Source organism: Denitratisoma sp. agr-D3, assembly GCF_054658675.1.
Window position 1 is genome coordinate 535208 of record NZ_BAAGIA010000003.1, and the last position, 13658, is coordinate 548865.

A 13658-nucleotide genomic window follows, 5' to 3' on the forward strand; every position below is an offset into this window, starting at 1 on the left:
GAATGATCATGTTCAAGAACCAACGCATTGGAGTTCGCCTCGGTGGCGCGTTTGCTTTCGTTCTCCTGCTGCTGGCGGTGATATCAGCAACGTCCACCTTGCGCATCACCTCCTTGAGCGAAGCAACCGACCTCATCGTCAACGATCGCATCCCCAAAATAGAGATGGCCGATGAGATCTCCCTCAACGTCTTCATCATCGCCAGATCGGTGCGAAATCTTCTCCTCACCAAGGACAAGGCGATCGAAAAAGCCCAGGTCGACACCATCAACGAAACACGGAAGCGCAATAACGAACTGTTGGAAAAGTTGGTCGCCAATACCCATTCCGAGGAGGGCAAGGCCATCATGGCCAAGCTCATGGAGTCTCGGAAAAATTACAGCGAAGCAACTGACACCTTGATTACCCTGGCCAGTATTTCTTCCAGTCAGTACAACCAAGACAAGGCTGTGCAATTTCTATTCGGCGATTTCGGTACGGCGGCAACCAGCTACGTTAATAACCTCAAAGCTCTCAGTACTTACGAACGGGAGAGCGCCGGCAAGGCGGGTACTGAAGCCCTGTCCATGGCGCAAAACGCAAAATACTTGGTGCTGGGATTGTCCCTGACGGCATTGGTGATCGCCATCCTCTTGGCGTTCTGGATCACCCGCTCCATCACCCAACCGATCAGCGAAGTGGTGGACGTGGCCACCCGCCTGTCGCAAGGCGATCTGACGGTACGTGTCACCGTCGACCGTCAGGATGAGACCGGGCAACTCAAAACCGCCATGCAGGCCATGATCGAAAAACTGTCCCACATCATCGGCGAAGTGCGCGGCGCGGCAGACTCCCTCTCTTCCGCTTCCCAGGAGGTCTCCTCCACCGCCCAGTCCCTCTCCCAGTCCTCCTCCGAACAGGCCGCCTCCGTCGAGGAAACCACCGCCTCCATCGAGGAAATGACCGCCTCCATCAGCCAGAACACCGAGAACGCCCGCGTCACCGACTCCATGGCCACCAAGGCCGCCGCCGAGGCCAACGAGGGCGGTCAGGCCGTTACGGAAACCGTCGAGGCCATGAAGCAGATCGCCGAGAAGATCGGCATCGTGGACGACATCGCCTACCAGACCAATCTGCTGGCCCTCAACGCCGCCATCGAGGCCGCCCGTGCCGGCGAGCACGGCAAGGGCTTCGCCGTGGTGGCCGCCGAGGTGCGCAAGCTGGCCGAGCGCTCCCAGGTCGCCGCCCAGGAAATCGGCGAACTCGCCGGCTCTTCCGTCAAGATGGCCGAGAAGGCCGGCACCCTCCTCAGCGAGATGGTCCCCACCATCAAAAAGACCTCCGATCTGGTCCAGGAGATCAATGCCGCCTCCCAGGAACAATCCACCGGCGTCGGCCAGATCAACAGCGCCATGGGCCAGCTCAACCAGGCCACCCAGCAGAACGCCTCCGCGTCCGAGGAACTCGCCGCCACCGCCGAGGAAATGGGCGCCCAGGCCACCCAACTCCAGGAGCTCATGCTCTTCTTCAAGGTCAATGACGGCGCCGACAGCAAGAACGAACGTAAAAGTGTCGCAACCCGTTCTTCTGCCAACCGACTGACCACGACAGTGAACACCGCTCCGAAACCGTCGATTGCGCTGCAATCGGTCGGATCGGATTTTGAAAAGTTTTAACCGTCGCTACCCCGTCCAACAGATCATTAGCGAGAGAGGTCCATCATGTCCGTTGCCAAAAGTTTGTTTCTTCTGATCCTGTGCGCCGCCCTGGGCGTCCTTAGCGTTGCCGGCCTGGGCATTTTCCAGACCAACCGGGTTTACGACTCGGCCAACTACGCCAACGTCAACACCGTCCCCAGCCTGGTCGCCTTGGATAGCGCCGTTAAATCCCTGGCCGTGCTGCGCGTGGAATTATGGAAAGCCATGGCCTTGACCGATCTCTCCAAGATGGGGGAAATCGAGCAACGCGCCGGCGCTGCCCGCCAGAAAATGGAAGACGCCCTGAAAAAATACGAAAAGGAATACATAACAGACGACAAGGACAAGGCCCTGTTGGCTGCGGACCGGGCGGCCCTGGCGGACTATGACGAAATCCGCAATCAAATCTTCACCTTGGTCAAGGAAAAGCACGCCGACCAGGCGAGAGAGTTCGCCCTGGGCGGAGCCACCGGCGTGAAAATCAGCAAAATCACCGCCGCCATCGAAGCTCACATGGACTACAACATCGAATTGGGCAACAAGGCCGCGGAAGAAGCAGTGACAACCAAGAAGAGCGCCATGTGGATTTCCATCCTGATTTCCCTCGGCACCTTGGGTGTCGTGGTGATCCTGGGCATGGTCATCACCCGCAACCTGCTGCGTCAGTTGGGCGGCGAACCGGCCTACGTGACCGATATCGTCAAGGCGGTGGCCGACGGCGATCTGACGGTGCGCATCGAGACCAAGGCCAATGACAACAGCAGCATGCTGTTCGCGATCAAGGCCATGATTGACAAGCTGTCGCAGATCATCGGCGAGGTGCGTGGCGCGGCGGACTCCCTCTCCTCCGCTTCCCAGGAGGTCTCCTCCACTGCCCAGTCCCTCTCCCAGTCCTCCTCCGAACAGGCCGCTTCCGTCGAGGAAACCACCGCCTCCATCGAGGAAATGACCGCCTCCATCAGCCAGAACACCGAGAACGCCCGCGTCACCGACTCCATGGCCACCAAGGCCGCCGCCGAGGCCAACGAGGGCGGTCAGGCCGTTACGGAAACCGTCGAGGCCATGAAGCAGATCGCCGAGAAGATCGGCATCGTGGACGACATCGCCTACCAGACCAATCTGCTGGCCCTCAACGCCGCCATCGAGGCCGCCCGTGCCGGCGAGCACGGCAAGGGCTTCGCCGTGGTGGCCGCCGAGGTGCGCAAGCTGGCCGAGCGCTCCCAGGTCGCCGCCCAGGAAATCGGCGAACTCGCCGGCTCTTCCGTCAAGATGGCCGAGAAGGCCGGCACCCTCCTCAGCGAGATGGTCCCCACCATCAAAAAGACCTCCGACCTGGTGCAGGAGATCAATGCCGCTTCCCAGGAACAATCCACCGGCGTCGGCCAGATCAACAGCGCCATGGGCCAGCTCAACCAGGCCACCCAACAGAACGCCTCCGCTTCCGAGGAACTCGCCGCCACCGCCGAGGAAATGGGTGCCCAGGCTACCCAACTCCAGGAGCTCATGCTCTTCTTCAAGGTCAATGACGGCGCCGATAGCAAGAACGAACGCAAGAGTGCCCCCGTCCGTTCCGTGGCAGCCCGGCCCGCACCGACCAAAATCAATGCGCCGCAGTCAATCGTCGAATCCGACTTCGAGAAATTCTGAGGTGACCATCATGGGTGAACTTGTCCAAAAACCGAGCGCGACCCCAGTCGCCAGTGCTGGCGAGGCCAGCCAGTACCTCACCTTTTCCCTGTCCGGCGAGATGTACGCGGTGGGGATTCTCAACGTCAAGGAAATCATCGAGTACGGCTCCCTGACGGAAATCCCCATGATGCCGGCCTTCATCCGCGGCGTGATCAACCTGCGCGGCGCCGTGGTGCCGGTGATTGATCTGGCGGCCCGCTTCGGCGGCAGCCAGACCCAGATCGGGCGCCGCACCTGCATCATCATCCTCGAGCTGCGTGACGTGGACTTGCGTCAGGATATCGGCATCGTGGTGGATGCCGTCAGCGAAGTCATCGACATCCCCGCCGGCGAGATCGAACCGCCCCCTTCCTTCGGCGCCAAGATCCGTGCCGACTTCATCGACGGCATGGGCAAGGTGGCAGGGAAGTTCGTCATCATCCTCAACATTCAGCAGGTGTTGTCCGTGGAGGAAATGGCCATGCTGTCCAACAGCATCGACCATCATGGCGAGGTGGCCGCACTTTCGGCCCCCACTGCCTGATTCACGCCCGTCGCAGCAACGCACGATCGCAACCGACGCCATGACCGGCAACCCGACCATCTCCAAGGCGGAGTTCTCCCGCTTCCAGAAATTGATTTACGAGGTGGCCGGGATCAGCATGGCGGACTCGAAGCAGGTGATGATGGCCGGGCGCCTGGCCAAGCGTCTGCGCCACTACCGCTTCGATACCTTCGACGAGTACTACCGCTACGTGACGGAGGGGGCCAACCAGCAGGAATTCCAGCTCATGGTGGACCTGCTGACCACCAACGAGACCTACTTTTTCCGCGAAGGCAAACATTTCGATTTCTTGCGCAAACTGGCCCACGCCCATCTCGCCCATGGCCGGGGTCGCTCTTTCGACGTGTGGAGCGGTGCCTCCAGTACCGGCGAGGAGATCTACACCATCGCCATGGTGCTGGCCGACGAGTTGGGCATCGACGGCAATTGGACCATCACCGGTTCCGACATCAGCCTGTCGGTGCTGAAGATCGCCGAAGCCGGCCAGTATTCCCTGGAAAAGACCCGTGGCCTGCCCCATGAGTATTTGCGCAAATACTGCCTGAAGGGCGTGCGCAGCCAGGCCGGCACCTTCCTGGTGGGGCCTCAATTGCGCGCCCACACTCGCTTTCGACAGATCAACCTGAATCAATCCTTGCCCGAGATCGGCCCTTTTGACATCATCTTCCTGCGCAATGTGATGATCTATTTCGATGCACAGACGAAGCGTGAGGTCGTCGCCAGAATGGTCAAGAAGCTGCGCCCCGGGGGCCACTTCATCATCGGCCACTCCGAAACCCTGAATGGACTCAATGAGGAGTTGCGTTCCGTTCAGCCCACCATTTACCAGAGACCGACATGAGCAAAAAAATCAAAGTCATGGTGGTGGACGACTCCGCTGTCGTGCGCCAAGTTGCCAAGGAAATCCTCAGCAAGGAACCCGACATTGTGGTGAGCGGTGCCGCCTCCGATCCCCTGTTCGCCCTGGAGGCCATGAAAACCGATTGGCCCGACGTGATCCTGCTGGACGTGGAAATGCCCCGCATGGACGGCATCACCTTCCTCAAGAAGATCATGGCCGAACACCCGACCCCGGTAGTGATCTGCTCCACCCTGACGGAAAAGGGCGCCAGCACCACCATGGAGGCCATGGCGGCCGGTGCCGTCGCCATCATCACCAAGCCCAAGATGGGCCTCAAGCAGTTCCTCGCCGACAGCGCCGGCGACATGGTCGGCGCGATCCGGGCCGCGGCCCAGGCCAACATGCGGCGCCTGGTCAGCCTGTCGTCGAGCCAGGCCGCGCCGATCCTGCGTCCCAAGAACACCGCCGACATGATGCTGGCCGCCAAGGCCGCCGGCGCCACGGCCATGGCCATGACCACGGAACGCATCGTCGCCATCGGCACCTCCACCGGCGGCACCCAGGCCCTGGAAGCCGTGCTGACCAAGCTGCCGGCGGTCTGTACCGGCATGGTCATCGTCCAGCACATGCCGGAAAAGTTCACCGCCATGTTCGCCCAGCGCCTCAACGGTCTCTGTCAGGTGGAAGTGAAGGAAGCCGAAAACGGCGACCGGGTCACCCCCGGCCGCGCCCTGATCGCCCCCGGCGGCCGCCACATGATGCTCAAGCGCAGCGGCGCCCAGTATTACGTCGAGGTGGCCGACGGCCCCCTGATCAACCGCCACAAGCCCTCGGTGGATGTCCTGTTCCGTTCCGTGGCCCAGGTGGCCGGCAAGAACGCCCTGGGCATCATCATGACCGGCATGGGGGACGACGGCGCCCGGGGCATGAAGGAAATGCACGACGCCGGCAGCCAGACCCTGGCCGAGGACGAATCCACCTGCGTCGTTTTCGGCATGCCCAAGGAGGCCATTCGCCTGGGCGGCGTCAGCCGGGTGCTGCCCCTCGACCAGATGGCCAAGGAGATCGTCGCCTACGGCCGCTGATCGCGGCTCCCCAGCGTCCCCACCATGGTCATCAGCAGACCCGACACCTTGCCCGCCGGCGGCCACCACACGCTCCGCGCCCTGGGCCCCGGCGGCTTTGGCCTAGGGGGCCAGCACCGCAGCCCTGCCCCTCCCTCCCCCGCACTCACTGGCAAGGACTACGAACGGCTCGCCGTCAACATCAATCCCGGTGGTTGGATGATCAGCCGCGACCGCCCGATCAGCACCCTGCTCGGCTCCTGCGTGGCCGTGTGCTTTTACGATCCCCAGCTCAAGCTGATGGGCATGAACCATTTCCTGCTGCCCACCATCACCAACAGCAGCTACGCCGAGACGGACGTAGTGCTGAACGGCGACTACGCCATGGAAGTGCTGCTCAACGGCATGCTGAAGCTGGGCGCCCGCCGCGAGCGGCTGGTGGCCAAGGCCTTCGGCGGCGGCAACATCGTCAGTTCCATCCGCAACGCCATCGGCGACCGCAACGCCGAATTCGCCAAAGAATGGCTGGCCCGAGAAAACATCCCCCTGGTGGCCGCCAACCTGGGTGGCGGCTGGTCGCGCAAGGTGATCTGCGTTCCCGCCACCGGCGACGCCTTCTGCCGGCGCATGTTGGTGAACCAGGGCGACAGCCTCGCCACCGTTCGGGCCGAAGCCGAATACGAGCAATCCCTCGTCGCCCCCCGCAGCAAGCACATCGAACTGTTTTAAGCCACACCGGCGCGCCGGTCTCCCTGGCGGCGCGGCGCTCCTCCCAGCACTTCCCTCTTGGCACCCCCGTTGCTTGCTTCCCCTGGCGGGGGCTGGTCCGGCCCCTTTTGTCGCAAAGCCAACAGGGTCCCGGCGTCGCCGTCCGGGCCGGTTCAGGGAGGAAACATGGCGTCCATTGGTATTTTTTTCGGCACCGATACGGGGCGTACCCGCAAGATTGCCAAGATGATTGCCCGCAAGCTGGGGGACCGGGCGGACGATCCGGTGAACGTCAACAAGGCCCAGCCGGAAGACCTGCTCAAGTACGACGCCCTGATCCTCGGCTCCCCGACCTACGGCGAAGGCGCCCTGCCCGGCCTCGACATCGGCTGTCAGAGCGAGAGTTGGTGGGAGTTCCTGCCCCGTCTGGCGGGACTGAGCTTCGCCGGCAAGACCATCGCCCTATTCGGCCTGGGCGAGCAGGAGAAGTACCCGGATGTCTTCGTCGATGCCATGGGCACTCTCTACGACCATTTCCTTGCCGCCGGCGCCACCCTGATCGGCGACTGGAGCACCGAGGGCTACCACTTCACCGCGTCCACCGCCGTGGAGGATGGTCGCTTCGTCGGCCTGGCCCTGGACCTGGTGACCCAGAACGCCCTGACCGAACCCCGAGTAGACGCCTGGCTGGCCCAGATCGGGCCGCAACTGCCGGCCTGAGCCCCATGGACGTGAATATCTGGGCCCTGCCCAAGGACAAGGCGGTACGGGCCACCCTGCTCAAGCTGGCGCAGCGCCTCGGTGCGGAGAGCTTCGCCCTCAGCCCGCGCCGCTGCGACCATCCGGGCGCCGTGGTGCTGTGCAAGCGCGATCAGGAAGACGTGGTGGCCTACCTCTACACCTTCGGCCAGGAGGCCGGCTGTTTCGGCCTGCATCTGGAATACCCGGTCTTTCCCGGCCAGTCCATCGCCCCGCCCGACATCCACGAGAACATTCCCCTGGACAAGGTGGCGGACCTGCTGCGCACCCATTTCGACGTGGTCTGAGCGCGCCAGAGGCTTGCCTAGACCTTCTTGACGAACTCCGACTTGAGGCCCATGGCGCCGATGCCGTCGATCTTGCAGTCGATGTCGTGATCGCCGTCCACCAGGCGGATGTTCTTCACCTTGGTGCCCACCTTCACCACCAGGGACGAGCCCTTGACCTTGAGGTCCTTGATCACGGTCACGGTGTCGCCGTCCTGGAGCACGTTGCCGTTGGCGTCCTTGATCACCTTTTGTTGCTCGGCGCTCTCGCTGGGCACCGTGGCGGACCACTCATGGGCGCACTCGGGGCAGACGTACAGTGGGCCGTCCTCGTAGGTGAATTGGGAACCACACTGGGGACAGGGGGGCAAACCGCTCATGCTGGGTCCTTTGAAAAAGAAAAAAGGAAACCGGCCGGGACAGTCTCCCGGCCGAAAAAAAATGAAAGCGCTCAGTAACCGCCGGGCGTGGCGAAATTCATGAACTTGGTGTACTCGCCGAGGAAGGTGAGCTTGACGGTACCGGTGGGACCGTTACGGTGCTTGCCGATGATCACCTCGGCGACGCCCTTGTCCTGGGTATCCTTGTTGTAGTACTCGTCGCGGTACATCATGATGATGATGTCGGCATCCTGCTCGATGGCGCCGGATTCCCGCAAGTCGGACATCAGGGGACGCTTGTCGTTGCGCTCCTCCACCTTCCGCGACAACTGCGACAGGGCGATCACGGGCACTTGCAACTCCTTGGCCAGGGCCTTGATGGAGCGGGAGATTTCGGAAATTTCCGTGGCCCGGTTTTCGTTGCCCTTGCTCGACGTCATCAATTGCAGGTAGTCGATCACGATCAGGCCCAGCTTGCCGAACTGGCGATGCAGGCGGCGGGCCCGGGCGCGCAGGTCGGTGGCGTTGATGGCGCCGGTTTCGTCGATGTGGATCGGCGCATCGTGGAGCTTGCCCAGGGCCACGGTCATCTTGTCCCACTCCTCGTCCCCCAGCTTGCCGGTACGCAGCTTGTGCTGGTCGAGGCGGCCGACGGAGGAAAGGAAACGCAGGGCCAATTGGGGCCCGGACATTTCCAGGCTGAAGATGGCCACCGGCAGCTTGCACTCGACGCCGACGTACTCGGCGATGTTGAGGGCGAAGGCGGTCTTGCCCATGGAGGGACGGCCGGCGACGACGATCATGTCGCCCGGTTGCAGGCCGGAGGTCATGCGGTCCAGGTCCACATAGCCGGTGGGGGTGCCGGTCACCTCGGAAGGATCGTCCCGGTCGTAGAGCATCTGGATGCGCTCCACCACCTCGCCCAGGACCTCGGGCATGGCGACGAAACCCTGGCTTCCCTTGTTGCCGGCTTCGGCGATTTCAAAAACCTTTTGTTCCGCCTCGTCCAGCAGGTCCTTCACGTCGCGCCCGGCGGGGGTCAGGGCGCTGGCGGCGATCTCGTCGCCGACGGTGACCAGTTTGCGCAGCACGGCCCGTTCGTGGACGATCTCGGCGTAGCGACGGATGTTGGCCGCCGAGGGGGTGCTGTTGGCGATCTCGCCGAGATAGGCGAGGCCGCCGGTCTGGTCCACTTCGTTGGACTTTTCGATGGACTCGAACACGGTCACCACGTCGGCGGGACGGCCGGTTTCCACCAGCTTGCGGATGTGGCCGAAGATGCGGCGATGATCGTCGCGGTAGAAGTCGGCCTCGGACACCACGTCGCCGATCCGGTCCCAGGCGCTGTTGTCCAGCAGCAGGCCGCCGATCAGGGACTGCTCGGCCTCCACGGAATGGGGCGGCAGCTTGAGGGCCGCCACCTGGGGGTCGGACGAGGGAACGTTGAAGGCGCGAGCCTGGGCCATGAAGTCATCTCCTGAAACAGGGGGGCGAGTCTACTCTTCCCCCGTCCATTTCCCGGTGCATAAGCCTGTGGAAATCCTGTGGGCAGTCGGGGGAAAAGCTGTGGGCGAGCGGTGTACAAGTTGTGCATGGCCGCCCCGGGCCGCCACGCCTGCCGGTCTCACGCCCCGGCCAGCCAGCGGACCGCCCCCAGCCCCGCCGCATGGCCCGTGGCAAAGCAGGCGGTCAGCAGGTAGCCACCGGTGGGCGCCTCCCAGTCCAGCATTTCACCGGCGCAGAACACCCCCGGCAGGGACTTGATCATCAGTGATGCATCCAAGGCGGCGAAGGCGACGCCGCCGGCGCTGCTGATGGCCTCGTCCAGGGGGCGCGTCGCCCGCAGCGGCAGGGGCAGGGCCTTGATCGCCCGGGCCAGGCGGACAGGATCGGCCAGGGTTTCCGCGTCCGTGCATTCCCGCAGCAGCCCGGCCTTGACGCCGGCCAGCCCGAGCTTGCCTTGCAGGTGACTGGACAGGGAACGGGCGCCACGGGGCGCCGTCACGGCGGCCAGCACCTGGTCCGCGGATTTGCCCGGCAGCAGGTCCAGCAATAGCGTGGCCCGGCCATGGCGCAACAGATGGTCCCGCAAGGGAGCCGAAAGGCTATAGACCAGCCCGCCTTCCACGCCACCGTCGGTGATCATCAGTTCCCCTTGGCGTGGCGGCAACAGGCTGCCGTCCGCGCCGAAGCAAGTGGCGCCGAGGTTTTTAACCGGCTCGCCGGCGTAGCGTTGGCGGAAGTGTTCGCTCCAGCCCACGTCGAAACCGCAGTTGGCCGGCAGCAAGGGCGCCACCGGCACATCCCGCGCCCGCAACCATTCGACCCAGGCCCCATCCGAGCCCAGCCGCGCCCAACTGCCGCCCCCCAGGGCCAGCACCGTGGCCCGGGGACGGTAATGGCGCTCGCCCTCCGGCCCGGCAATCCGTAGCGCGCCGTCGGCCGTCCACCCCAGCCAGCGATGGCGGACGTGGAAGTGCACGCCCTGTTGTCGCAAGCGGTGCAGCCAGGCCCGCAGCAGGGGCGCGGCCTTCATTTCCCGGGGGAAGACCCGGCCCGAACTGCCGACGAAGCTTTCCACCCCCAGCCCCGTCATCCAGGCCCGGAGCTGACTGGGACCGAAGGCGTGCAGCAAGGGAGCCAGGACCGACGTGCCTTCGCCGTAACGGCCGGCGAACGCCGCCAAGGGTTCGGCATGGGTGATGTTCATGCCCCCCTTGCCCGCCATGAGGAACTTGCGTCCCAGGCTGGGCATGGCGTCGAACACGGCAACCCCCACGCCGGCCCCGGCCAGGACCTCGGCCGCCATCAGGCCCGCCGGACCACCGCCTACCACCACGACATCGACCGCATCACCAAGCATTTTTCACCTACAAAACCAAAGTAATAGATGACAAAAAATCATCAACCGCCCGCCAGACAAAAATAACCAAATGAAACACAAAGGTATTTTTATTTATCAATTAAACAGAATTGGTCTGGACACAATACTAAAGTCATACTATGATGACGCTTACTTAAGTTATACAAGAACATTTCATCCCAAATCTTGCCAGCAAGGGAACCGCCATGACCGCGACACACGCAGACTTCACCTTGAAACGCCAATTGATGATCACGATGACCACCGTGGTCGTGACCCTGGTCGCCCTCAGCGCCGTGGTTCTCTTCAGCCAGAAGAGCAGTCTATTGGAAGACCGCAAGTCCCGCCTGCGGGACGTGGTCGCCGTGGCCGTGACCACCATCGGCTATTACGAGAACCTGGCCAAGGAAGGCAAGCTCTCGCCGGAGGAGGCCCAGAAGCAGGCCCTTGAAGCCATCAGCCAACAGCGTTACGGCGAAGGCAACAAGGAATACCTGTTCGTGCTCGACACGGCCAAGGAAACCACGGTGATGCACCCCTTCTCCAAGGCCTTGCTGGGCGCCCCCTTCTCCCAGACCAAGGACAAGCAGGGCAAGACCTTCTTCGTGGACATGAACAATGCGGCCAAGGACAAGGGCGAGGGTTACGTGGACTACGTGTGGCCCCACCCGGGGAGCGATGTAGCCGTCGCCAAGATTTCCTACGTCAAGAAAGCCGCCTGGAACCTGGCCGTCGGCAGCGGCATCTACATCGACGACCTGGATGCGGTGTTCCATCGCGAGCTGATCAAGTTCACCATCTTCACCCTGGTGATCGGTGCCGCCATCGTGCTGCCCATCCTGTTCTTCCACCGTCGCCTGATCCGCCTGCTCGGGGGCGAGCCCCGGGATGCGGTCGCCATCGCACGCCGCATCGCCACCGGTGACCTGAGCCAGCCGGTGCACGTGAACGCCGGCGACGACAGCAGCCTGCTGGCCGGCATGAAGAGTCTGCAAGACAACCTGCGCGGCATGTTCGCCGAAATGAACCAGGAAGGCGAAGCCCTGGGCAAGCAGTCCCACCAATTGATGGTGATGGCGGAAGAATCCTCCCAGCGTTCCGACCAGCAAAGCGATGCGGCCCAGTCCATCGCCGCCTCGGTGGAGGAAATGACCGTCAGCATCGACCTGATCGCCAAGAATGCGGCCGAGGCCCATGAATTCAGCGTCCAGGCGCAAAAGACCGCCTTGGAAGGCAGCCAGGTGATCCACGAGGCCGGCGGCGAGATGCAGCAGATTTCCCAAGTGGTGAACCAGTCCTCCGGCATCATCGAGCAGTTGGGCCGTCACTCCGGCGAAATCACCTCCATCGTCAACACCATTCAGGAAATCGCCGACCAGACCAATCTGCTGGCCTTGAACGCCGCCATCGAGGCGGCCCGGGCCGGCGAGCAGGGCCGCGGTTTCGCCGTGGTGGCCGACGAGGTGCGCAAACTGGCGGAGCGGACTTCCTCCTCCACCTCGGAGATTTCCACCATGATCGCCCGCATCCAGGAAGGCACCCAGAACGCGGTCGGCAGTATGGCCCAGGGGGTGACCAAGGCCGGCGGCGGCGTGGTGCTGGCGGAAAAGGCGGCGGAAGCCGTGACCGAAATCCAGCAGGGCGCCACCCAGGTGACCGAGGTGATCAACGCCATCAGCGATTCCATCCGCGAGCAAAGCCTGGCCAGCACCCAGATCGCCCAGAACCTGGAACAGATCGCCCACATCGCCGAACAAAGCGCCGCCGAGGCCCACAAGGTCAGCGCCGCCGCGTCCCAGATGGAAAGCGTGTCCCGCAGCATGCAGGCGTCTATTGCACGATTCCGGCTCTGACCGCACACTGTCGGTTCCGAAGCGACGGCCCCGTTCATCGGGGCCGTTGTGTTTTGATCAGCCCGCATCATGACCGCCACCTTCCTGCACCACCTGGCCCTCGCCGTTCCCCTCTTCGTCCTGATCCTGGCCGGCTATCTGCTGGCGCGTTTTTCCTCCTGGACCCGGGAAGGGGTCGAAGCCCTCAACCGCTTCGTGTTCACCCTGGCCTTGCCGGCCCTGCTGTTCCACCTGATGAGCGACCTGTCCCGCCTGCCGCCGGTGGACAGCCGCCTGCTCGGCGCCTTTTTCGGCGGCTGCCTGATCACCTTCGTCATCGGCCGCCTGGCGGGCTGGCAACTGTTCGGCCTGGATGGCGTCAGCCAATCGGTATTTGCCCTCGGCGGCATTTTTTCCAACAACGTGCTGCTGGGCATCCCCCTGGCCCGGGCCACCCTGGGCGAAGCCGCCATTCCCTGCGTCGCCCTGGTGTTGGTGTTCAACTCCCTGACCCTATGGACCCTGGCCACGGTGTCGGTGGAATGGTCCCGCCACGGCAGCTTTTCCCTGCGGGGCCAGACCAAGACCGCCAAGAGCGTGCTGACCAACCCCATCGTCGCCGCCATTCTCAGCGGCACCGCCGTGGGCCTGACCGGCATCAAGCTGCCGACCATGATCACCGGTCCCCTCACCATGACGGCCGACGCCGCCACGCCCCTCTCCCTGATCGTGCTGGGCATGGGCCTGGCCCGCTACGGCTGGCGCAGCCACCTACGCCTCAGCAGCGCCATCTGCACCCTCAAACTGGTGGTCCAGCCCCTGGTGGTCTGGGCCCTGGCCGCCCTGATCGGCTTGCCCAAGTTGGAAACGCAAGTGGTCGTGCTGTTGGCCTCGGTGGCCATCGGCGTCAACGTCTACCTGATGGCCCACCAGTTCAAGACCCTGGAAGGCCCCGTGGCCTCCAGCCTGGTGATTTCCACCGTGCTGGCCGCCATCACCACGCCCCTGGCGCTGACCCTGGTCAGCCTCTGAGCCC

13 protein-coding genes are annotated in these 13658 nt (G+C 63.5%); 10 read left to right on the forward strand and 3 right to left on the reverse strand.

The window, feature by feature from the left end; genetic code table 11:
* The first annotated feature begins 8 nt into the window (after positions 1 to 8).
* The 8 genes from ACYQ2U_RS11105 to ACYQ2U_RS11140 all read left to right on the forward strand — a co-directional run bounded on the left by ACYQ2U_RS11105 (position 9) and on the right by ACYQ2U_RS11140 (position 7568).
* The gene (locus ACYQ2U_RS11105; RefSeq protein ID WP_459950433.1) at positions 9 to 1655 is read left to right on the forward strand and encodes a methyl-accepting chemotaxis protein; all 1647 of its coding nucleotides are present in this window, start codon (positions 9 to 11) and stop codon (positions 1653 to 1655) included.
* A 45-nt stretch (positions 1656 to 1700) separates the two neighbouring features.
* Positions 1701 to 3323 (forward strand): methyl-accepting chemotaxis protein, encoded by a 1623-nt coding sequence (locus tag ACYQ2U_RS11110; RefSeq protein WP_459950434.1) that lies wholly within the window; start codon positions 1701 to 1703, stop codon positions 3321 to 3323.
* Between the two features lie 10 nt (positions 3324 to 3333).
* Positions 3334 to 3888 carry a chemotaxis protein CheW gene (locus ACYQ2U_RS11115; protein ID WP_459950435.1) on the forward strand — a complete coding sequence of 185 codons (555 nt, stop codon included), beginning with the start codon at positions 3334 to 3336 and terminating at the stop codon, positions 3886 to 3888.
* A 40-nt stretch (positions 3889 to 3928) separates the two neighbouring features.
* A complete protein-coding gene (locus ACYQ2U_RS11120; RefSeq protein WP_459950436.1) occupies positions 3929 to 4750 on the forward strand; it encodes a CheR family methyltransferase in 822 nt (273 codons plus the stop codon).
* Positions 4747 to 5835 carry a protein-glutamate methylesterase/protein-glutamine glutaminase gene (locus ACYQ2U_RS11125; RefSeq protein ID WP_459950437.1) on the forward strand — a complete coding sequence of 363 codons (1089 nt, stop codon included), beginning with the start codon at positions 4747 to 4749 and terminating at the stop codon, positions 5833 to 5835. The genes ACYQ2U_RS11120 and ACYQ2U_RS11125 overlap by 4 nt, the downstream gene beginning before the upstream one ends.
* Before the next feature lie 24 nt (positions 5836 to 5859).
* Entirely contained in the window at positions 5860 to 6543 is a 684-nt protein-coding gene (locus ACYQ2U_RS11130; protein ID WP_459950438.1) for a chemotaxis protein CheD, read from the forward strand.
* A gap of 165 nt (positions 6544 to 6708) precedes the next feature.
* Complete coding sequence (locus ACYQ2U_RS11135; protein WP_459950439.1) at positions 6709 to 7242, forward strand: flavodoxin; 534 nt, start codon at positions 6709 to 6711, stop codon at positions 7240 to 7242.
* 5 nt (positions 7243 to 7247) lie between these two features.
* Positions 7248 to 7568: a hypothetical protein gene (locus tag ACYQ2U_RS11140; protein WP_459950440.1), complete on the forward strand. Its 321-nt coding sequence runs from the start codon at positions 7248 to 7250 to the stop codon at positions 7566 to 7568.
* A 17-nt stretch (positions 7569 to 7585) separates the two neighbouring features.
* On the opposite strand, the gene ACYQ2U_RS11145 is transcribed toward ACYQ2U_RS11140, so the two are convergent.
* The 3 genes from ACYQ2U_RS11145 to ACYQ2U_RS11155 all read right to left on the reverse strand — a co-directional run bounded on the left by ACYQ2U_RS11145 (position 7586) and on the right by ACYQ2U_RS11155 (position 10790).
* Positions 7586 to 7927 (reverse strand): zinc ribbon domain-containing protein YjdM, encoded by a 342-nt coding sequence (locus ACYQ2U_RS11145; protein WP_459950441.1) that lies wholly within the window; start codon positions 7925 to 7927, stop codon positions 7586 to 7588.
* Positions 7928 to 7998: 71 nt separating this feature from the next.
* On the reverse strand, positions 7999 to 9393 hold the full coding sequence (dnaB, locus tag ACYQ2U_RS11150) for a replicative DNA helicase (RefSeq protein ID WP_459950442.1): 1395 nt from the start codon (positions 9391 to 9393) through the stop codon (positions 7999 to 8001).
* Positions 9394 to 9551: 158 nt separating this feature from the next.
* Positions 9552 to 10790 carry a TIGR03862 family flavoprotein gene (locus ACYQ2U_RS11155; protein ID WP_459950443.1) on the reverse strand — a complete coding sequence of 413 codons (1239 nt, stop codon included), beginning with the start codon at positions 10788 to 10790 and terminating at the stop codon, positions 9552 to 9554.
* 206 nt (positions 10791 to 10996) lie between these two features.
* Between ACYQ2U_RS11155 and ACYQ2U_RS11160 the strand changes: the two genes are divergently transcribed.
* Both ACYQ2U_RS11160 and ACYQ2U_RS11165 read left to right on the forward strand, forming a co-directional pair.
* Entirely contained in the window at positions 10997 to 12643 is a 1647-nt protein-coding gene (locus ACYQ2U_RS11160; protein ID WP_459950444.1) for a methyl-accepting chemotaxis protein, read from the forward strand.
* A 69-nt stretch (positions 12644 to 12712) separates the two neighbouring features.
* Entirely contained in the window at positions 12713 to 13654 is a 942-nt protein-coding gene (locus ACYQ2U_RS11165) for an AEC family transporter (protein ID WP_459950445.1), read from the forward strand.
* Positions 13655 to 13658: the final 4 nt, after the last annotated feature.